Source organism: Paenibacillus mendelii (genome assembly GCF_024498075.1).
GTDB lineage: Bacteria > Bacillota > Bacilli > Paenibacillales > Paenibacillaceae > Paenibacillus_Z > Paenibacillus_Z mendelii.
In genome coordinates this window covers 1-21,774 of record NZ_JANHOF010000033.1, presented here as the reverse complement: position 1 = coordinate 21,774, position 21,774 = coordinate 1, and the positions used below count along the sequence as shown (strand labels likewise).

General features: G+C 52.4%; 13 protein-coding genes and 1 pseudogene. All 14 read left to right on the top strand.

Annotated features, from left to right (window positions below; translation table 11 throughout):
* Positions 1-6: 6 nt before the first annotated feature.
* The 14 genes and pseudogenes from NNL21_RS35195 (at position 7) to NNL21_RS35130 (ending at position 21,589) form a co-directional block, all read left to right on the top strand.
* The gene (locus NNL21_RS35195) at positions 7-1,560 is read left to right on the top strand and encodes a response regulator transcription factor (RefSeq protein ID WP_204822786.1); all 1,554 of its coding nucleotides are present in this window, start codon (positions 7-9) and stop codon (positions 1,558-1,560) included.
* Between the two features lie 6 nt (positions 1,561-1,566).
* Positions 1,567-3,324, top strand: a complete 1,758-nt coding sequence (locus tag NNL21_RS35190; protein ID WP_204822787.1) for a sensor histidine kinase — start codon at positions 1,567-1,569, stop codon at positions 3,322-3,324.
* 338 nt (positions 3,325-3,662) lie between these two features.
* The gene (locus NNL21_RS35185; protein ID WP_256555695.1) at positions 3,663-4,523 is read left to right on the top strand and encodes an ABC transporter permease; all 861 of its coding nucleotides are present in this window, start codon (positions 3,663-3,665) and stop codon (positions 4,521-4,523) included.
* Positions 4,517-5,377 (top strand): carbohydrate ABC transporter permease, encoded by an 861-nt coding sequence (locus tag NNL21_RS35180; RefSeq protein ID WP_204822789.1) that lies wholly within the window; start codon positions 4,517-4,519, stop codon positions 5,375-5,377. The genes NNL21_RS35185 and NNL21_RS35180 overlap by 7 nt, the downstream gene beginning before the upstream one ends.
* A 168-nt stretch (positions 5,378-5,545) precedes the next feature.
* Positions 5,546-7,084, top strand: a complete 1,539-nt coding sequence (locus tag NNL21_RS35175; RefSeq protein ID WP_204822790.1) for an extracellular solute-binding protein — start codon at positions 5,546-5,548, stop codon at positions 7,082-7,084.
* A gap of 19 nt (positions 7,085-7,103) precedes the next feature.
* Positions 7,104-7,940, top strand: a complete 837-nt coding sequence (locus NNL21_RS35170) for a phytanoyl-CoA dioxygenase family protein (RefSeq protein ID WP_204822791.1) — start codon at positions 7,104-7,106, stop codon at positions 7,938-7,940.
* Between the two features lie 309 nt (positions 7,941-8,249).
* Positions 8,250-10,526 carry a helix-turn-helix domain-containing protein gene (locus tag NNL21_RS35165; RefSeq protein WP_204822792.1) on the top strand — a complete coding sequence of 759 codons (2,277 nt, stop codon included), beginning with the start codon at positions 8,250-8,252 and terminating at the stop codon, positions 10,524-10,526.
* Between the two features lie 218 nt (positions 10,527-10,744).
* Complete coding sequence (locus NNL21_RS35160) at positions 10,745-12,259, top strand: extracellular solute-binding protein (protein WP_204822793.1); 1,515 nt, start codon at positions 10,745-10,747, stop codon at positions 12,257-12,259.
* A gap of 457 nt (positions 12,260-12,716) precedes the next feature.
* A complete protein-coding gene (locus tag NNL21_RS35155) occupies positions 12,717-13,634 on the top strand; it encodes an ABC transporter permease (protein WP_204822794.1) in 918 nt (305 codons plus the stop codon).
* 22 nt (positions 13,635-13,656) lie between these two features.
* Positions 13,657-14,586, top strand: coding sequence for a carbohydrate ABC transporter permease (locus NNL21_RS35150; RefSeq protein WP_204822795.1), 930 nt, complete (start codon positions 13,657-13,659; stop codon positions 14,584-14,586).
* Between the two features lie 177 nt (positions 14,587-14,763).
* Complete coding sequence (locus tag NNL21_RS35145) at positions 14,764-16,854, top strand: hypothetical protein (protein ID WP_204822796.1); 2,091 nt, start codon at positions 14,764-14,766, stop codon at positions 16,852-16,854.
* Between the two features lie 41 nt (positions 16,855-16,895).
* Positions 16,896-17,276 (top strand): helix-turn-helix domain-containing protein, encoded by a 381-nt coding sequence (locus NNL21_RS35140; protein ID WP_204822797.1) that lies wholly within the window; start codon positions 16,896-16,898, stop codon positions 17,274-17,276.
* 199 nt (positions 17,277-17,475) lie between these two features.
* Positions 17,476-20,703, top strand: coding sequence for an S-layer homology domain-containing protein (locus NNL21_RS35135; RefSeq protein WP_204822798.1), 3,228 nt, complete (start codon positions 17,476-17,478; stop codon positions 20,701-20,703).
* Between the two features lie 340 nt (positions 20,704-21,043).
* A pseudogene (locus NNL21_RS35130) lies at positions 21,044-21,589 on the top strand (GNAT family N-acetyltransferase).
* Positions 21,590-21,774: the final 185 nt, after the last annotated feature.

Below are 21,774 nucleotides of genomic sequence, written 5' to 3'. Positions count from 1 at the left end.
TGCCGAATGGATGACGATCTGTTAACGGTATTGGTTGTCGATGACGAACTGCCGATCCGTCAGGAACTTCGTTTGTTTTCCTGGGAGAAACATCATGCCGAATGGGTTGGAGAAGCGGAGAACGGCGAGGAGGCGCTGCGGTTTTGCCGTTGCCTCACGCCGGATATCGTCATAACCGACATTACGATGCCGGTCATGAACGGACTCGAGCTGTTTCGAAGCTTGAAGTCGGAATTCCCGCATGTCCAGGTGATCCTGCTTACCTGCCATTCGGAATTTGCTTATGCGAAAGAAGCGGTCAAGCTCGGTGCGGTAGAGTACTTGGTGAAAGTCACGATGGATGACAGCGATCTCGCGCAGGCCATGCAACGGGCGAGGGAGATCGTTTATCGCGAGAAATCGCTGCAGCGCGGCGAGGCGGAGCGCCAACGCCGGAAAGTGACCGAGCATCTGATGGAGTTGACTCGGCAGACGGCCGAGGACGGCGAGCTCGCGGCCTGGCTGCAAGCTTCTTTCCGGACCAAGCTTCCGTTGCAGCTTGCCGCGCTTCATGTGGAGTCGAGAAAGGAAGGCCGTTTATTCGTTCATCAAGCATTCGAAGATTCGCTAACGACTCTGGAAGCACGAATGCCGTTTTCCTGGATTCCAGCCGATAGCGGAATCTATGTGCTGGTGTTTCGAGCGGAGGACGGCAATCCGACGGAAATGCGCAGCGAAATGCAGACGATAACGGGAGAGCTGTATCACTCGCTCGACCGCAGGCTGCCCTTTCTGAGCGATGCGTACAGGCTGTATGGCGTCATAAGCGAACCCATTCGAAGGAGCGCGGATTTTATGGAAATGTACCGCGGAGTCTGCGAGAGGCCGGATGCGGTTTTTTATGACAGCGCTTGCCGGGTATTTAGGATGCCGTCGACCGGGCCGGCTTCGCTTGACGAACAATCGGCGAAGGAAATGTCGGACAAGCTGAGCAAGGCGCAATGGAACCGGGAACAGCTGGTGAAGGTCATTCGCGACGATTTCGTGCATTGGGCGATGAACGGACGCATCGTTCCGGAGGAGCTGCGGACGTTCGTAGCCGATTGGCTGCGCGGCTGGCACCGGGAACAAGCGGCTCAAGGCGGCAATAGGCGAAGGGCGTCAAGTCGAATCGCCAATGCCGGTACCATCAATGAGCTGGCGGAAGCTTTCGTTCAGGAAATCGAATCGTCGGTCAGGATCAAGAAATGCCGCAGGGAAATCAGGGATGCGAAGGCGTTTATCGAGGCGAACCTGGAGAAGCCGATCACGCTTAACACCGTTTCCCGGGAGGTCGGGCTGAGCCCGCATTATTTGAGCCGGCTGTTTCGGGAAGAAACGGGCGTTCCGTTCAACGACTTCGTGACCGGAAAAAGAATCAGGAAGGCGACCGATCTGCTGCAGCATACCTCGCTTCGGGTATATGAGATTGCGCAGCAGGTAGGCATTCCAAGCTACCGTTATTTCTCCGCCATATTTCGCGAATGGACAGGAGCGGCTCCAACCGAGCTAAGGATGGCTGACCAAGATGGAAGAGAGTGATAGCGAATGAACCGAATCTATCGCTGGTACAGAAGTTGGAGCCTCGCGACCAGACAGTTTCTGTTTTTATTTATCGTAACGTTCGCGTTTTTTATCCTGCTAGCTTGTAACAACTACTACAAGGCGGCCGACTTGTTTAAAAATCAGATGCTATCGGACTCCGTGGTCTTGATCGCGCGCACGAACCAGTTTCTTGATACGTATCTGGACAATAGCCGGAATGTGCTGCTGCTGTTATCGACGGACGCTAGACTGCTTCGGGAAGGGGACAGCGGCAAACTATCCGAATCGCTCCGGTTCATTGCCGAAAACAACAGCGCGCTCGTGAAAACGCTGTATATCATCCGCAAGGACGGCAAAGTGTTTTCCAGCTCCCAGGTCAATTACGATATTATCGGCAATCCGAAGCTGAGCTCGATTTATCACAAGTCGCAGCAAACCTATGGAGCGGCGGTCGTGAGTCAGCCCTACGTATCTCCGCTCTCCGGCGAGACGGTGGCCATCTCCCGTCCTGTCAGCGCCGACAACGGCGACATTATAGGGGTCGCGGTCATCGAGCTCGATTTGGATAAACTGAACCGGAAAATAAGCGAATTAACCTCCGGCACCTATCAGACGTTCGTCATCATGTCCGATAAGGACAGGGTGGTCACGTTCGACCGGGATAACGGCATGCTGCCGCAAAAACCGGGCACGTATCACGAGGACCTCCCCGAGCCGTTCGTCGGCAAGCTGGCCGAGCTCCCGGTAACGGCAAGCGAAATGAGCGGGCCGACCGGCAAGCTCGTCGTCGTCAAAAGCGGACAGAACCGGCTTGGCTGGACGCTGCTCGTGCTGATCAAAGACCGTTATTTCTATCAGAACGTCATCCGCTTGTTCGATAATTACAAGACGGCCGCCGGCATTTGGTTCGGGGTCCTGCTGTTCATGGCGTTCGGCATGTCCCGCTATATGACCAAATCGATCCGGATGCTTGCAGTCAAGATGGACCGGGTTCATGATATGGGCGTGATCCCGAGCCTTGTCGTGAAAAGGGAGGACGAGATCGGGCGGCTTGCCCAAAGCTTTAACGCCATGATGGAGCGGATCCGCAATCTGCTGCAGGAAACGAAGCAAATGGAAGAGCGGAAGAAGCAGCTCGAACTGAAGGTGCTGCAAAGCCAAATCGCCCCTCACTTTCTGTATAACACGCTGGCCTGCATCGGAAGTTTGGCCAAGCAGCACCGGACGAAAGAGGTCAAAGAAACGATCAGAGCTCTGGTCGGCGTACTATCGTTCAGCTTCGATACAACGTCAGAATTCTTAACGGTGGAAGAAGAGCTGGAAGGACTGAACATGTATATGCAAATCCAAAAAATCCGGTATGGAGACAAATTCAGGTATGTTCAAGAAATCGATCCTGAAGCGTTGTCCTGCTGCATACTCAAGCTGACGTTGCAGCCGATCTTGGAGAATGCGGTCTTCCATGGAATTGTGCCTACCCACCGCGGAGACGGGCTCATTCGCGTCCGGGGATCCGTGCGCAAAGGGAAATTGCGTTTTTTTATCCGCGACAACGGGGCTGGCATGGAGAAGTCGAAGCTCCGCAAAGCGCTTGACGAGCAGCCGGCGGAATATAACGCCGAACGCTTCTCCGGCATCGGAATGGCCAACGTCCACCACCGTCTGCGGCTCCGCTATGGCGATTCTTACGGGCTAAGGATCGGCAGTCGGCCGAATATGGGAACGGTCGTCTGCATTACGATTCCCGTCGAGCGAAGATGATTGGTTTGAGTTGACCTATGGTCAACGCAGCATTCATCTAGAGATGATTGGTTTGAGTTGACCTATGGTCAACCCAGCATTCATCTAAGATCCTGAACCGGAACCATGCTGAAAAATTGTCGGTTTTGTTCTTCATTTCGCAAGATTACTGCATAGTTAAAGCAAGGCTCGCCTTGATATACTGGGTTTGGCCATTCAAACTGAATGCGCTTACAAAAAAGCGAGGTGATCCTATGAACCAGCGGACTGCAGTCCATCCCGTTCAAGAAACCGCACCGAAACCGGTCTTAGTCTCCGAATTCGGCAGAAACATTTGGCGCTACAAGGCCTTCTACCTGATGCTTTTGCCGGGACTCATTTATTATATCGTCTTCAAATATATCCCGATGTACGGCGTCATCATCGCGTTCAAAAATTTCAACATGATGGACGGGATCTGGTCTAGTCCGTGGGCAAGCCCATGGAACAAGCATTTTTTAACCTTTTTTCATTCGCCTTATTTCTCGCAGCTGCTTACCAATACGTTTCTGATCAGCTTTTACAAATTGGTTTTCGGCATGATACCTCCCATCGCCATGGCGCTGCTGCTTAACGAATGCCGAATCAAATGGTTCAAATCGCTGATCCAAACCTTAACGTATATGCCGCATTTTTTGTCGTGGGTGATCATATACGGCATTCTGCTGGCGCTGCTGTCCCAAAGCTCCGGATTGTTGAATCAATGGTTGAAAGATGCGGGGGGAGAGGCGATTCCCTTCCTGACCTCGACATCTTATTTTCGCTCAATTCTGGTCGGTTCGGAAATTTGGCAAAATCTTGGCTGGGGCGCGATCATTTATTTGGCGGCCATTTCCGGCATCGACCCTACGCTTTACGAAGCGGCTCGGGTGGACGGCGCGGGAAGAATGCGGATGATCTGGCACATTACGCTTCCCGGTATCCGGACCGTCATCATCATGCTGCTGATTTTGAAACTGGGCCATATCCTCGATGCGGGCTTCGAGCAAATTTATATCATGTACAACATTCAAGTGTATGCCGTCGCCGACATTCTCGATACCTGGGTATTCCGTACCGGTCTGCAGCAGCTTAACTTCAGTCTGGCGTCGGCGGTAGGACTATTCAAGGCCGCGATCGGGCTGGTCCTGGTGCTGGGGTCGAACAAACTCGCGAAGCGTTGGGGGGAAGGCATATGGTAAAAAGCACGAATGACCGCATCGCAAATGCCGTTGTCTTTGTTATCCTGCTCGCGTGCGGGCTTGTCGCGGTATTCCCGCTTCTGTACGTCCTGTCCGTTTCGCTCACGCCGTTCAGCGAAGTGCTCAAAAACGGAGGCTTCATTCTCGTTCCGAGATCGATCACGTTCGACGCTTACCATAAGCTGCTCACGGAGTCAAATATTCCCCGCGCCTTCGGGGTTACCGTACTGGTAACGGTGATCGGCACGATTATGAATATGGCGATCACGGCGTTAATGGCCTATCCGCTCAGCCGCAAACAGCTCCCGGGCCGCAATTTTTTTCTCATGATGGTTGTCTTTACCCTTCTGTTCAGCGGCGGGATCATACCGACCTACCTGGTCGTCAAGTCGCTCGGGCTGCTGGATTCGATTTGGGCGATGATTTTGCCGAACCTCGTGTGGAGCTTCAACGTGCTCATTATGAAAAGCTTCTACGAGTCGCTTCCCGAAGAACTGTTCGAATCCGCAAGAATCGACGGGGCCAAGGAATTCCGAATCTTGCTGCAGATCGTCGCCCCGCTTTCCGTGCCGGTCACGCTGACCATTGGACTGTTCTATACGGTGGGCCACTGGAACGAATTTTTTCAAGCGATCATGTTTGTGACCGATCGGTCGCTGTTTCCGCTTCAGGTGGTCGTGCGGGAAATTTTGATCCAAACGCAGCAGCCGCTCGAAAATGCCGAAAATATGACGCCGAGCGAAACGCTGCAAATGGCTTCCGTTATTCTGGCCAGTCTGCCAATTATTTTGGTTTATCCGTTTTTGCAGAAGCACTTTACGAAAGGCATGCTGCTCGGCTCCGTCAAAGGTTGAAGCTCGGCACCCCGTTACTGCAGGGCGGAGAGGCCGGTTGAAACAATATAAGGGTTGTAAAGGCCCGGCGAGAATGTAGGCTGAGACAAACGTTAAGACAGCTCGAGATTATTTCCGCCTGTTCCGCCGCTTCATCGCCCGGCCCTAAAAGAAAGGGGAACCTAAATCATGAAGCGAATGAAAGCTGTTTCCGTCATGCTCGCGGTCATCATTCTTTCGTGCAGCGTGCTTGCAGGCTGTTCGTCCGGCAATTCCTCAAACAAAGAGTCTTCCAACGCACCGGGCGGCAGCACGGCGAATTCCGGCGAATCAGCAGGCGCGATCAAACTCGACATCATCGAAACCGGCAACAACTTGCCGACTCCGGACAAGGACTTTATTAAACAAGCCATTGACAAAGCGATTCAGTCGGATTTGAATTTAACCGTATACGCGTCAGGGGATGATTATAAAAACCAGTTGAACGTGCGGCTGGCTTCCGGTAATTTTCCCGATCTGTTCCAAGTGCCGGACCGCGCTTCGCTGAAACAATTCGTGGAGCAGGGGCTTTTGCTCGATTTGACCCCATACATGGATAAGCTGCAGCCGGTTAAGGATTTTATCGGTGACGAGAGCCTGAAGAAGACGACGATGGACGGCAAAGTATATGCCGTTCCGAAAGCGCCCAACATCCCTTACAATACCTATTGGATCCGTAAGGATTGGCTCGATAAGCTCGGCCTCCAGCCGCCTGCGACGACCGACGAATTTCTGAACGTGGTGAAGGCGTTCGCCGATCAAGACCCGGACGGCAACGGCAAAAAAGATACGCTTGGGCTTACCAGCAGCAAGATTTCCGCGTTCGCACCGATCTTCGGCGCATTCGGCGTAGGAGACCCGAACACGTTCTACGTCAAGGACGGGAAGCTGACCAATTCTTTGTATGACCCGGCGATGAAAGACGCGCTTGGCTATATCAAGAAACTGATCGACACCGGAGCGGTCGACCCGGAGATTATGGCGAATACCGGCCTTCAGCATCAAGAGAAGGCGATCAAGGGGCAAGCGGGAATAATCTGGATTGATTGGCCGAACCTTAGCAAGGATCAATTTACCGAGCAAATCAAGAAAGTGAATCCAAACGCCGATTGGATCCAGCTCGCGCCTCCGAAAGGACCGGGCGGACAATACGACGGTCCGTTCGACATAGGCGGAACCTCCGGGATATACGCGATCCCGAAAGCGCTGGAAAACAACAAGGAAAAACTTCAGAAAGTATTTGATCTGCTGAACTTCGTATCCGGTCAGGAAGGTTCGATGCTGGTACAGTTCGGAATCAGCGGAACGCACTACAATCTGGATGGCGATAAGGTCGTGCCTACCGAACTGATGGGCAAGGAAGCAGGCTTCACTTGGCTGTACCAGTTTACCGGCCGGCCGGAAATGACCTACTTGCAAACGAAATTCGCGCCTCAAACCAAATATATCGAATTTGCCAACAGTCAGCCGAGAATTCAAATCCTGAACGGATTCCTGACCAATCCCGATGGCTATAATCCGGCGGACGCAGGTCGTTTCATAGAAGAGGAGTTCGTCAAATTTATCTATGGGAAAAATCCGCTTACCGGGTACGAAGGCTTCCTTAGCACGCTTGAATCGAGCATGAACTTCAAAACGTACATGGATGCATCGACCAAGCAGCTGGAGGAGCTCGGTTACGGCAAATAAGAAGGAGGAAGGCTTCACGATGACAATGCAACAGCTCGATATTCCGGAGCTAGTCCGGCAATTTCATCGGGACGGGTATTTAATTCTGCGGAACGTGCTGCCGGAAGAACGGATAGCACGGCTTAATCTGGCCGTCGATGAGCTGCTGGCCGGCGAAGCCGAAGCGCTATCCTACAATTGGTATAACAGCGTAGAGCGGCATTCGGAATTTGCCGGACTTATCGATGAACCGGCTCTGCTGCCGTTAATGGTCAATATCCTATGGTACAATATCCAGCTGCACATCTCGCACTTAACGGTGCGCAAGCCGAATCCCGGGGATATCAGGACGGATTCTCAAAGCTTCATTAACTGGCACCAGGATGGACCGCATCCGCAGTTTCCGCGCATTCACGGGCTTTCTTCGATCTATTATGTTAAAGTAGGCTACATCTTGAGCGATATGTCGGAACCGGATCGCGGGAATACGAAGATCATTCCCGGAAGTCACCTGAAGGCCGATTTCGCCCCGGTACAAATGAATGTGGATGTGCCTGTCGAAGGGGAAATGCAGGTATGCGGCAAATCGGGCGATGTATTTATTTTCCCGCAAAACCTCTGGCATGCCGGCGCTCCGAATCGATCCGGCTTCACGAGGCGGCAGCTGTTTATCGGCTACAGCCCGATTTGGATGCGGCCGATTGATTATCATAAGGCCTCGGCCAAAATGCTTGAAGACGCTTCGCCTATCCGGCGCCAGCTGCTTGGCGATATTAGCAGCAACTGCTTCAAGTATTACGTCCCCGAGGATTCGATGGTGCCGCTCAAATCGTTATGGCTGGGAGCAGACCCCGGTCAAGATGTCTATTCGAATTAATCATGCGGCAAAAGCTCCTTTACGGGAAGGGCTATACTAGCTCTTCCCGTCAGGTTGTAGAGAAACCCACGTTTTTTTAAACATCGGGTTTCTTTTTCGTTTTCGGTTGTGCTGCAGGGCTTCGGAGGGCGGTTTGTTCCTCGGAAGCCCTCCTTTCTAGGTGGAGGGCCGGTTTCCGTGTGCTTTCCGCGCATGATCGTAAGCGTTGCAATGTAATAGTATCCGTACTTTAGGAATAAATTTCATATTGGAAAAGCCGGAGGAGGCTATCGGATTAAAAACGGAACGCGGGAAGCGGGGGAGAAAAGAATGTGGAGTCGGATTAAGCCACGGAAGATGTATTCCCGCCTTTTTTTATACTCCTGCATAGCCGTATGCTTGCTTACTTTGGCGTTCACGATGTACTTAAGCCGGCTGTTCGTGCAAAGCACCATGGAGGAAATCAATACATCCAATCAGGACAAAATGCAGCAGGTCGTGCAAACGTCGGAATTTACGTTGCAGAAATTACGCCAGTTCGCGCTTAGGGTATATTCAGAAGAAAATATTGCGCTGTGGCTGAACATGAACCGGGACAATTACTCCCCGTTGTCGTTGTATAAAGCGGCTGCAAGCGTGCGGGAATTTGTGCACAGCGAACCTTTTATCCATAGCATCTGTTTGTTCAACTTCAAGATGAATCAAATTTACTCCTCCTCTGAAGCCGGTCTCTATACACCGCAAGATTACTACGACCAATCCATGTTGAACGGAATAAAAAGCAAAGGGACGACGCCATACTTGCAATTTTTCGATCATAACGTGCAGGGCAAATCGTATCTCGCGCTTGTCGTGCCGGCAGCCGGGCCGAACCGGAACTATAGCGGGTACGTGACGATTCTCTTCAGCAAGCCGCTGCTAAATGAGCATATGCTGCAAATCTCCGGGCAGGACCAGAAGAAAATGATCGTCGAAGACCCGAACAAAGCGTTCATTCTCGGCAATGCCGATGCGGAGCTGGCGTCGGAGCTGGCGAAGGCAGAGAAGCCTGCATCGGCTTCGTCGCGCTGGGAATGGGCCACTGACGAAGGAACCTGGTCGATTCAGACGGCAGAGTTGCCGATCGAAGGGTGGAAGGTTTACCTTTTGTCGCCTATCTCGGCATGGCAAGCTAAAATCGATCGTATCCGGATCGACATTATCGTCTCTTCCGTCGTCCTTGTCCTTGCGCTGCTGTTGTTTCTGTTCTGGCAATCGTATCGACGTTTGAAGCCGATAAGCGACTTGACTGCTCGGCTTCAATCCAAGCTTGGGCTCAAGGAGCCGATTGCGGATTCGGCGCATGCCGACAACGAGATCGCCTGGCTCGATTCCAGCTTTGATAGGCTGGTAGGCAGGCTCGAGCAGTTGGACATGTCCCTGAAGAGCAGCAAAGCACTTATCAAGGACGATCTGCTGCGGCAATGGATCCTCAGCTCGAAAGCTTCCGGCCCTGCAGAGCAGTTTATAAGAAAGCAGACTGTTATCCTTCGGACGGGAACGTTCCGTATCGCGGTTATCCGTCTGGAATCGTACGGGCGGTTCACGGAATACTACGATTTCACGTCGCGCAAGCTGCTGCGATATGCGCTCGGGAACATGATGGCGGAGGTGCTGGCAAACCACGAATTCGCCGCGGAAACGGTCGATTTCGGCTCCGATCATATCGTGGCGCTAATCTCCTCTTCTGCTTCGGATGATGAGGAGGCCCGCGTCCTGGAAGCAATGGAAGACGTGCGCGTTCAAATCAGGCGCTGGCTGAAGCTGGAGCTGCAGGCGGCAGTCAGTCCCGAGCTTGACGAAGGGTCCAATCTCCAACCGGTCTATGACCGTATTTACGAACTGACGCTGCTGGCTTTCCTTTGCGATGAGGATCGGGTATTCACCATGGGCGATTTGGAGCGGTATCAGGCAGGTGAAGGAAGCGTTCCAGACGAACAGTTGCTGAAGCAAGCCATTCATACCGTCCGCCTTCGGAACGCAGACGCGCTAGGCGCCGATCTGGACAGCCTTACCCGGCATATGCAGGGGCTAAGCTACGAAGAATGCAAGCTGCAGCTGACTCATATCATTTATTCGCTTATGAAAAGCTTCAAAAACGGCAAGACGTTTCAAGGGATGAAGAGCATCCATGCTTTCCTTGAGCGGTTTTCCACCATAGGCGAAGTGAAGGTCTGGCTGCTGCAAGAGCTTCTGCAGATGATGGATCAGCAGCGTCCGCGAAGCGGCTCAGGCCGTAAGGAAGAGTTCGTCTCCGAAATGATGGAATTCGTGCGCAATCATCTGCACAATCCGATGCTTTCCGTAGACGATATTGCAGAGCACGTGAGCATATCCGTCAACTATGCCCGGCAAATCTTCAAGGAGCATTATCAGCTTTCCCTATCCGATTATATAACGGATCAGCGAATTAAATATGCGATTCACCTGCTTACGACGACCGATTGGACGGTAGCGGATATTACGGAGCAGTCCGGATTTCAAACAAAAAGCACATTTTTCTCGTTATTCAAGCGTGCGACCGGCATGACGCCAGGCCAATACCGCCTGGAGAAAGCGAAGTTGTAACACAGACTTAGCGAAGCGAGAGTGGACGTACCGGATGCATCCGCAAAATCGCTACTGTCTTCATTGTCAATTTCTGTACCGTTTGATGAATACCGTACTGTACGGAATGCCTAGCAGCCGGGTATGATCGAACACATGAGCCGGGCAAGCGGATCATGAAGCTTCATCTGCCGCATGCCGTAACCGCTGTCCGGTGGATCAATGGGGAGGGCTAGGCTATGAGATTCGGTAGAAAAGGGTTCTTGCTAGCATCGTTTATTCTCGCGGCGGCGTTGTCCGCCTGCAGTACAGGTGGGACAACACGGCCCTCTGAAAGCGGCGATCCGTCAGCTTCCGGGGCCGGAACTTTAAAACCGGTAACGCTCAAAATCATGTTTCCCGGAGATCCGCCAGCGAACTGGGATGAAGTAAAGACGGAGACGGAGAACCGAATGGCCGGCTCGCTGAACGTGAAGCTGAACGTCGTGTTTATCCCGTGGTCCGATGTCCGCCAGAAGCGTCAGGTTTCGCTGTCCTCCGCGGAGGACTACGATCTGATCTGGGACAACAACCCGGTGCAAAATATCGCCGCCGGCCTATACCAGCCGCTGGACGAAATGATCGATCAATACGGTCCCGACATGAAGGCCGTCCGCTCGAAGGAGCTGATGGAATCGAACAAAGTGAACGGCAAGCTGTACGCGGTTCCGCTAGAGGTGAACTTCATACGTCCGTGGACGTTCGTTATCCGCAAAGATATTCGGGAGAAGCTTGGCGTCAAACCGATCACCAGCTATGACGAACTGATCGACTTTATGTATTTGGTGAAAGAGAAGGAGCCGGGCTTGACGCCGTATATTCCTAACGGCAGCGAGCATATCGGCTTAAAGCTGGCAGGGATGCTCGACCCGTCGGCCAATCTGGCGGCCGTGCTTAACTACCCCGGCTTGTACACGAAAGGGAACGACGGTAAAGTTTACAATATTTTCGACGACATGGACCCGCTCATCATGAGCACTTTGGAGCAGAACTACAAGCTGTACAAGGACGGCATATTGGCCAAAGACGCCCTTACGCTGCGCAATTCGGAGTTCACTAAAGGCAAGGCGGCGGTATCCACCTTCAATGATTTCGGGGTCAATCTCAGCACCCGCACCACGCTTGAAAAGTCGGTTCCGGGAGCGGCTGCGGAAGCGTTCACGCTTTATAGCCCGGACATGAAACTGAATTCGACCTACAAAGCGGGCAATTTCATCGCGGTACCGGTCGTCAGTAAAAACAAGGAGCGCGCCATTCAGTTTCTGAACTGGCTGAACCAGAAGGATAATTACGATCTGCTGGCGTACGGGATAAAAGGTAAAAACTGGGAGGATGCAGGCGAAGGGCTCTATAAACCGATTCAGGCGAATCCTTATGCGGGCATTCCGTTCGCTTGGGGCTGGAATCCGAAGCTGGATCGCATCGATGCCAGCTTGCCCAAGGATGTTATCGCGCTGAACCAGTGGCAGCGGGATCCGAGCTATTTTACGCCGGACATTCTGGCGGGCTTTACGTTCGATCCGAGCCCGGTAGCCAACGAGGTGGCGCAGCTGAACAATGCGGGGAGCGAGTTTTACGACCCGCTCGTAATGGGTGTGACGGAACCGAACGAAGGGCTCGCGAAGTTTAAAAAAGCGGCGTACGACAATGTGAAAAAGGTGCAAGCGGAGTTTCAGAAGCAACTGAACGCTTATCTGGCAAGCAAGAAGAAGTAGGCGATCATCCAACGTGCGCATCCCTCGGCGTGCAGACGGCGCTCTTTGACGATCAACCGTCACATAGGACTGTCCCGTACTAACAGGGCCTGACGGTCACCATCATGAACGGAAATGTCTTGGCCTGTGAGTCTGTTTGTTCCATACAGGAACTGCAGGTCGCAGGCCGAGACTTTTTTTGGTAGATCATCACTCTGAGTCCCAAACCGGGTTTTACTCTGAGGGTACATGACTGCATCCATTTCAATTACAGGAGTGATTTGGGGATGAAGGCGACCGGTCCATGGCGCAAACGGAGCGGAGTTTCTGCGGTAAAATCCGTACTCCCGCCGTTAATAAAATTCATACCGCCGGAGCGTATGGCCGTTCATACTCATTGATAAAAACAAGACTGTACATTCGAAGCGGATTAAGCATAACATTCAGGTACATCCTTAACGAAAGGTGGGAACCGATCATGAGAATATGGCGAGAGCTCCGCAAAAACAAATGGCTTTACGCAATGTCGCTTCCCGTTGTCGTATACGTCTTTACTTTTTCCTATGTGCCGATGTCAGCCCATCTGTTGGCCTTTAAGCAGTTTAGCCCGGGAAAAGGGCTGTGGGGCAGCGAGTGGATAGGACTCGACAATCTCACATTTTTTTTCACCGGCCCTGACTGGCTAGGTGTGACGGTTAACACGATCTATCTGAACCTGCTGTTCATTGCAGCCGGCACGATCTGCTCCTTATGCATTGCGCTGCTGCTGAATGAAATCCGTCATGCCTATTTCAAGAAGGTATCGCAATCGCTGGTTATATTACCGCATTTCATTTCCATTGTGATCGTGAACCTGATGGTCATAAATTTCTTCAACGGCCAAGACGGCATGATTAATCGGATATTCAGCCAGCTCGGTTTCGAGCCGGTTTATTGGTTTCAGACGCCGGCTGTTTGGCCCTGCCTGCTGACGATAATATTTATCTGGAAAGGCGCCGGATGGGGCTCGATCATCTACCTGGCCACCTTGACCGGCTTCTCCGAGGAATACTTTGAAAGCGCCAGAATCGACGGCGCCAAACGATTGCAGCAAATATGGTACATTACGCTCCCGCTGCTGCGGCCAACGATCATCGTGCTGACGCTGCTGGGGCTGGGACGTATCTTTTACGGCGATTTCGGCTTGATTTACGGCATTATCGGCGACAACTCGCTGCTCTTCAATTCAACGGACGTCATCGATACGTACACGTACCGTTCGCTCCGGTCGACGAATATGAACAGCTACAGCAATGCTGCCGCGGTCGCGCTGTTTCAATCCGTTATGGGCTTAATTACGATTCTGTTCTTCAACTGGGTCGTCCGCCGGGTCGACAACGATTCGAAGCTGTTTTAGTTCCGGAAAAGGAGGTCCGCATATGACTGCAAATCAAACGAAGCTGACGAACCTGGCGAGTCGATCGAAGCAAATAAAGCTGGCGAAGCAGCGGGATACGTCCCAGCTTGCCGTTTCATTGGTCGCTTATGTTTTTATCGGCGCGTTTGCCTTGTTTTGCTTCATTCCGTTCTGGCTTGTCTATATCGGTTCGTTCACGGCGGAAAGCCAAATTGTGCAAGGGTTCCGAATGCTCCCGACGAAATTTACGCTCGACGCTTACCGCTTCCTGCTGCAGGGCAGCCAAGTATATCAAAGCGGCTTCGTCTCGGTTTTCATTACGGTTGTCGGTACCGCCGGAGCGGTGCTCATTACATCTATGTTCGCCTACGTGGTCGCTCATCCGAAAGTCAAATACCGCTATGTGCTGTCATTCTATATCTATTTCACGATGCTGTTCCCGCCAGGCCTGGTTGGCTATTATTTGCTTATTTCCAACTGGCTGGGCCTTCGGGATTCGCTGCTCGCATTGCTGCTGCCGTTGTTGTTCTCCGCCTTCAATTCGTTTCTCATGACCTCGTATTTCCGCACGCTGCCCTTTGAACTTAATGAAGCGGCAACGGTGGACGGCGCTCACGAGCTATATATTTTTTACCGGATTATTTGGCCGGTCTCCATGCCCGTTATTGCGACGATCGCGTTGTTCTACGCGCTTTCGTACTGGAACGACTGGTTTAACGCGCTCATGTTCATCGACGATCCGCATATCCAACCGCTGCAGATGATGCTCCGCAGAATCGTATCCAATTCGCAAAATCTGGACTATTTGAACACGAACGTGAACATTCCCGTCTCCGCTACAGGCGTGCAGCTTTCGGCAGTCGTTATTACGATTGGGCCGATCATCTTTTTGTACCCGTTCTTGCAGCGGTATTTCATAAAAGGGATAACGATCGGAGCGGTTAAAGGATAGGGGGGAATGATCATGTCACTGCGGCACCGGGTGCTGGATCCGGTGGACGAAGCGCAATCGTTCGCAAGCCGATTCGCTCATGGATCGCGGGGAAAGGAGGAATCCATATGATTTAAGGAGAGATTAACGCATCATTTTGTCTTGTTTTGTCTCGGATCATGAAAGGGGGAGTCCGCGATGCGAAGCGGGAAGAAGTGGAATGCGGGATGGGTAGGAAAGCTGATAGTGGTGCTCGTCATGTTGGTGCCGGCCGTTTCGGTTCAACGGGAACATGCGAAAGCGGTAGCCGAGCTGCTGAAAACCGGAAACTATTACTACAGCATTGCTCCGGATGCGGGCCAACTACCGGATAAAGGAGCCGCGGGGCTCGTATCTTCGGAGAACGGCGTCATTATGGACGGTTTAATGACAACCTATGCCGGATGGCTTGGGAGCGCGACCGCCGTCGGAACTGTTCAAGTCGTCATCGACTTGCTGAAGGATTATCCGATTGACTCTATCAACGTCGTCATGAACGCGCCTAACAGCTATTGGGGGTTCAAAGAAATTACGGTCAAATATCGGAACGAAGAGACGCCGGACTATTATTATATCGCCGGCAAGTATGTGAGGATTGGAACCTCCTTGAATAATTCGATCAACTTGCCGCTGGGCAACAAGACGGCCCGGTTTATCATGATCGATATGAGACGTGCGCATTCCTATCAGCATATCCCGCTGACGGAAGTTCAAATTAATAAAGGGACGGGCGAAGAGGGGACGTTACCGAGTCCCCCCTATACGGTAGAGCAAATGCAGGCCGAGCTGAAGAAGGACGCCATGATGGTGGATAAGTACGGACAATGGATTTATGAAACGTGGGACGGCAAGGTGACGTCCGATGATCAGCTGCGGCAGGAATACGCGGCGGAGGCCGGCGCGCTGGCGAATGTAAAGCCGGACCGGAGCAAGTACGACCAGTACGGCGGGATCAAGAGCGGCGGGCGATTTGTAAGCACCGATTATTTCAGGCTGCAGCAAATCGGCGGAAAATGGTGGTTCATTACGCCGGACGGATACAAATTTTTCCTGAAGGGGGTAGATGCCGCGAGCATATGGGAATGGGGATACGGTACGCCGTATCATAAAGCGGATGGCACGCCGAGGCAGGTTTTCGAGGAGCTTCCCGATCCCGGCACGTATGCTCCGGCCTATGCCAACGATATCAATGGCAAAAGGGTCAGCTTCCTCATAGCTAACGTCATGAAAAAATACGGCAGCAGCTTCGAGACGAAATGGGAGAACATCACGAAAAAACGGCTGATCGATTGGGGGTTCAATGCCTTCAGCAAATGGACCAAACCGAGATTTATAAGCGATTTTCCGTATATCGAGCTGCTGCAGGATCCGATAAATTTAAAGCGGATTCAATGGACCTATGATGTATTCGATCCGCAAGCGCCGTCCATCATCGAACAAGCGCTTGCGCCGCGGCTAAAAGAAAAAAAGAACGACCGGTGGCTGATCGGTTATACGTACGACAATGAAGCGGGCTGGAATGCCGATATCGTCAAGACCGTCTTGACCTATGGGTCGGACTCCGCGGCGAAAGACGCTTTTGTCGACCATATCGCCGCCAAATACAATAACGACATCGCCGCCGTCAACGAGGTTCTCGGCACCAGCGCCGAATCGTTCGACGCATTAAAGGATACGTCCATTAATATTGCAAACGTGCCGGCAGAAGAGGTGTCGGACTACATTCGGCTCGCTTCCCGCACCCACTTCTCGACGGTTAAAGGCATTATCAAAAAATACGATTCGAACCATCTGTTTCTCGGCTCGTCGGTCGTGCCGACCTGGAGGACCAGCCTCGACTGGGACTCCGCGGCGATGGACTTTGTGGATGCGTTCTCCGTCGATAACTATACGAACGATCCAAACTGGATCACCCGGTATGAATCGTTCAACAAGCCGCTTCTCAACTTGGAATTTACGTTCAGCACGCCGCAGCGCGGCTTATCGCCGGTCAACGCATTGACCAGCGTATCCAGCATCAAGGAGAGAGGGCTTGCATTCGAAAGCTTCGTCGAAGGTCAGGCGGCGAACCCGCTATTTGTCGGCTCGGGTTGGTTTTCTTATTACGATCAAGCCGTTACCGGGCGGAGAGACAACGAAAATTTCAATCTCGGTCTCGTCAACCAACAGGATCAACCCTATACGGAAATGGTCCAAATCATGAAAACCGTCAATACCGGTCTGGAAGCGATTCACGAGAACGGGGGATAAGCCCGAAAGCCCGAAAAAGGGCTTTCCTGAAAGCCATCCGGGTGAAGAGCCATCCGGAATGGCTTTTGGGGACAGTCTTCAGCTCACCTAGGCCGCAGCCGCAGCCTGATCGAGAAAGCAAAAAACTACATCGAACGCAACTATCACCGGGATTTGCGCGCGGCCGGGGTGGCGGAAACTATCCATATCAACCCCAACTATTTCAGCCTGCTGTTCAAGCAGGAACGGGCTGCAACTTCAACGAATTTTTGAACGAGCTACGGATCGTGAGAGCCAAGGAACTGCTGCGCAGCAACGAAGAGCGGGTGTTCGAAATATCGGAGCGTGTCGGGTATAAGGATTTCAAGCATTTTATCATGGTGTTCAAGAAATTCACCGGCACGACCCCGTCAGATTATCGCGAAACGAGGAACATCAGTTAGGGAGGCATCAGTGCCGCTTGTATTGGAGGAAGGCTTTCACGGAGACCGCCGCGGCGGTCTCTTTATTTGCGGCTGGAAACCGCGCTGGAATTTGAAAGGAAAATTTCTGAGTGAATTATCATTTTTTCACCCCCCTTATATCTTTGGACAGTCCCGATCTTTATAATGAAGAGGAAAATTTAGTAAGAGAGGAGCCGGAATGAGAAAATTTTCGATTGCAGCCGCCGCGATGATCGCCCTTGCTTCATTGCAGTGCACGGGAATCAGCGCAACGACGGCGGAATTTAAAGACGTGCCGGATACAAGCCCCTATTTCGCTTATATTCACGACTTGAAAACGCTTGGCATAACGGACGGAATCGCCGAAGGGGTTTACGGTCCGAAACAGACACTGACCCGCGCCCAGTTTGCCAAATTCGTCACCGTCGCTTTTCAGCTGAAGGACCAAGGAGGACCGGCGCCCTTCCCGGATATCCGGGATCACTGGGCAGCCGCCTATATACGCGCCGCCTATCAGGTGGGCATCGTTAACGGCACTTCCGATACGACTTTTTCACCGAATGAGCCGGTCAAACGCGAAGAAGCCTCGGTTATGGTATGGCGGTTTGCCAAGAAACAGGGTCTCGCTCCGGGCGGCGCGCTGAATTTCAGCGATAAGCCGGATACCTGGGCGGCGGAAGGAATCAGCGGCATTATTGCTCACGGCTGGTATGGTTCGGACGTTACCCAGGATTCCGGCGTGTGGTCATACCGACCGAAGGACGCGATGACCCGCGAGGAAGCAGCCGCCTTAATCGACCTGTCGATAAAAGAGGTTCCCGGCAGCCTGTCGGCGGCCGCGGCGCCCGTGCCGATAGCGCCGGCACCCGCAGCGCCCCCGGCCGCGGCGCCCGTGCCGATGGCGCCGGCACCCGCAGCGCCCCCGGCCACTGGGGAGGCTATACCTACACCGGTCATGCCGCCCGCGGTTCCGGCGGGCGACGTTACATCAGGCCTTCCTTCGGGAAGCGTTCCGTACGGAAGCATGGCGATACTGAGCGCCGCCAAACCAGGCGCGACCATCTACTACACGACGGATGGCAGCGATCCCCGGACATCGTCCACCCGCAAGCCGTATACTTCGCCCATTCCGGTACTAGGAGGGCTTCAGTTGAAGACGTGCGCGGTATACCATCCCTCTTCCGGCAAAACGGAAGTCAGCGGCGTTTCCGTTTACGAGTATAAGGTCGGGTCCGTATCGCCGCCGGGGCCGTCCGTAGGCCTTTACGATCCGCTCGAAAGCTTCAAACTGATGACGAGCCGCGCGAATATGTACATCGCTACGGACCATCCCGCTTACTTCGGCAGCGATGCGAAACGGATGGCGCGAACGTCGACGGCGCCGGGAAGCATTGTTTACCATACGAAATACGATATCGCTTCTGTGCTCTTTTACAGCTACTTTTTTACCGGAATTGAGCTGGAAAAGAGCAAGATGTTCGCCTCGGCGGACGGAAAAACGTATCAGGAAATACCGCTCAAAACCTATCCGGTCGGCAATCCTTCAGGCGATTGGCAGCAGTACGCCTATGAAGCTTCTTCGCTACCGGCAGGGATGCGCTATTTGAAAATCGAGCAGCACGGAGCCGCCAAATCCTGGTCGCCGCAGCTTTCCAGGGTATCGATCAATCGAAGCACCACTTCCGTCGACGTCAAGTCGACCCGAAACGCCGAATCGCTTCAGGTCGAGCTGTCTTCGGCGACCCAAGGGGCCCGAATCTATTACCGCAAGGACAACGCCCCTGCGTTTCAGCTCTACACCGGGACGTTCCAGCTTACGGGGTATAGCGTGCTCGAAACCTATGCCGTGAAAGACGGCCTGGAACCGAGTCCCATCCGCAAAACCAAGCTCAACGGGAGCAGCGATATTTTGGTCGACAGGTTCGGTCAGATAGTTACCGCGGATTTTCCGGAAAAGGTGACGAGCGAGCAGGAGTTCGAAGCGGATGCCCAGGCTGATGCTTCCTATTACGACAGCCTGAAGCCGCTGGCGGATCTGGACCGTTACGGCGGACTGGCGGGCAGCGCGGCCAAATACGGCCTGAAAGGCACCGGCTACTTCGCGATTCAGCAGCTCGACGGTCGGAAGGTGATGAAGACGCCAAGCGGCGACATTTTCTTCAGCCTGGGCATGAACGGAATCACCCCCCATGAAACCTATACGATGGTCAAGGGCCGAGAGCAGCAGTTTGAATCGCTCCCTCCCTACGAGGGAACGTACAAGCCGGCTTTCATCTCGCCCGATCACAGCAGTTTCTCGTTCTATATAGCGAATAAATACAGGAAAACGGGAACGTTTCCGACGGAGAGCTCCTTCTATACGGAAGCGGTCGGGCGGCTGAAGAAATGGGGCTTTAACAGCGCGGGGGGCTATTCGCCCGAGAAATTCGGCAATGAGAATCAGTTCCCTTACACGCGAATGCTTCCGCTGGACATAGACTCAGCGAAGCTGGACGGGATTTCGATCTTCGATATTTTCGCGCCTGACGCCGCGGCCAAGATTGATGAGGCGTTTGCAAAAGCGCTGCCGCCGAACAAGAACGACCCGATGCTGATCGGCTATTTCATCGGCAACGAATACGATTTTCACAAATTTTATTCCAACGTGCCGAAGCTGAAGGCCAGCTCCGCCGCCATTAAAGGCCGTCTGGTCAAAATGCTGAAGGATAAACACCAGACCATCGATATGTTCAACCGGAACTGGGGCACAAGCTTTACCTCCTTTAACGATCTGCTTGAAGCGGAGCTTCCGGTGAAAACGTCGCAGTCCTGGGCGGATATGGATACGTTTTTCCGGTATTACCTCGATACGTTCTATGGAACGGTTTCGCGGCTGTACCATAAATACGATCCGAACCACCTGCTGCTCGGGGATCGCTGGATCACGACCTCCTTCCACAATGCGAAGTTCCGCGACGTGATGGCGGAGGTCGAAGGAAAATATTCCGACGTGATCAGCATTAACTATTACTCCTATAAAATCGAGGCCGATCTGCTGAAGGAAGTCTATACGAAATCGGGCGGCAGACCGATTCTGTTAAGCGAATTCGGCTACGGCACGGCGGAGCAGGGGCTGCAGCCTCTTCTGCCCAATGCGGCCGTGAACCAGTTCCAGAGAGGCATGCGCTACCGCAATTACGTGGAGGGCGCCGTGAGTCTCGGCTATGTCGTGGGTGCCCATTGGTTTAATTATGTGGATCAAGCCCCTCTCGGCCGATATTGGCAGGGAACCGGCGAATGGGCGGAACGCTATAATTCGGGCGTCCTCAACATCACGGACCGTCCGTATAAGTCCTTCCTGTCCGGCGCCATGCAGACGAACTACGACATCTACAAGGTCCTTCTCGGGGAACGGCCGAAGTTCTATTACGATTTCAGCCAAAAATAAGGCGTGAAGTGCGGAAAGACCGCCAGCTTGGCGGTCTTTCCGCGTCTTTAATCTGTCCGCTTCATGATCTCGGAAATATTTACACCCATTTAATTCCAACTACGTTAACGGAATCGTAACGTTACCTATACAAATCTGACTAAACGGAAGATGGGCGTCTTATGTCAGGTATTAAAGGCTGGATATCAGCTTTGAGAGGGATAGCAGCACTGATTTTATCTATCGCAATATTACTAATTACCGCATATGTTGTTGTTTATAGGCATTTAGAGATAGATAGTTTTAGGATAAATATGGTATTTTATAATACATATGGTACAAAAAGAAGGAGGTTAAGAACGTGTTAAAAACCAATTTTGTAACAGAAAGGTTAATCCTACGATTATTTAAGATAACCGACGCGAAGTCGGTACAAGAATTAGCTGGAGATGAAGAGGTTGCACGAACTACCCTTTCTATTCCTCATCCCTATCCAGACGGAGCCGCAGAGGGCTGGATTGAACGTACCAGTAATGCGGCGCAAAGAGGCGAAATATTTTCTTTTGCATAAATCAAAAAAGAAGATAACTTATTAATAGGCTGCGCTAGTTTACGTGTAGCCATATCAGATAATCAAGCAGAGTTGGCATACTGGGTAGGCCGCCCATTTTGGGGATTAGGTTTTGCTACAGAAGCCGCCAAAAGAATAGTTAAGTTCGGTTTTGAAGAGTTGAAATTAAATCGCATTTACGCCGCTGCGATGACAAAAAACCCGGCTTCTTACAAAGTAATGAGTAAAATTGGCATGAAGTTTAAAGAAACACTTCCTAGGCATATATTAAAGTCCGAGGTTTATGAAGATTTAGTGCTTTATGAAATGATTGATTCAGGCTCATCGGCTCATTGAGCTAACGGGACACGATAGCTCAATAATCACCAGGACGAGGCTGCCGGCATGAAACGGCAGCCTCGTTGAGCTAACGGGCAGCATTCCTATTATGAAGAAATACGAGATTTGAGAAAGAAAAAGACTCCTTGGTATGATGTTAATGGGTCCACGACGCTGGCGGGCTGACGGATCCCAAAAACAAA

Coding starts and splice junctions, on each gene's coding strand:
- NNL21_RS35195 (WP_204822786.1), top strand. CDS start 7: ATGGATGACGATCTGTTAACGGTATTGGTTGTCGATGACGAACTGCCG.
- NNL21_RS35190 (WP_204822787.1), top strand. CDS start 1,567: ATGAACCGAATCTATCGCTGGTACAGAAGTTGGAGCCTCGCGACCAGA.
- NNL21_RS35185 (WP_256555695.1), top strand. CDS start 3,663: ATGCTTTTGCCGGGACTCATTTATTATATCGTCTTCAAATATATCCCG.
- NNL21_RS35180 (WP_204822789.1), top strand. CDS start 4,517: ATGGTAAAAAGCACGAATGACCGCATCGCAAATGCCGTTGTCTTTGTT.
- NNL21_RS35175 (WP_204822790.1), top strand. CDS start 5,546: ATGAAGCGAATGAAAGCTGTTTCCGTCATGCTCGCGGTCATCATTCTT.
- NNL21_RS35170 (WP_204822791.1), top strand. CDS start 7,104: ATGACAATGCAACAGCTCGATATTCCGGAGCTAGTCCGGCAATTTCAT.
- NNL21_RS35165 (WP_204822792.1), top strand. CDS start 8,250: ATGTGGAGTCGGATTAAGCCACGGAAGATGTATTCCCGCCTTTTTTTA.
- NNL21_RS35160 (WP_204822793.1), top strand. CDS start 10,745: ATGAGATTCGGTAGAAAAGGGTTCTTGCTAGCATCGTTTATTCTCGCG.
- NNL21_RS35155 (WP_204822794.1), top strand. CDS start 12,717: ATGAGAATATGGCGAGAGCTCCGCAAAAACAAATGGCTTTACGCAATG.
- NNL21_RS35150 (WP_204822795.1), top strand. CDS start 13,657: ATGACTGCAAATCAAACGAAGCTGACGAACCTGGCGAGTCGATCGAAG.
- NNL21_RS35145 (WP_204822796.1), top strand. CDS start 14,764: ATGCGAAGCGGGAAGAAGTGGAATGCGGGATGGGTAGGAAAGCTGATA.
- NNL21_RS35135 (WP_204822798.1), top strand. CDS start 17,476: ATGAGAAAATTTTCGATTGCAGCCGCCGCGATGATCGCCCTTGCTTCA.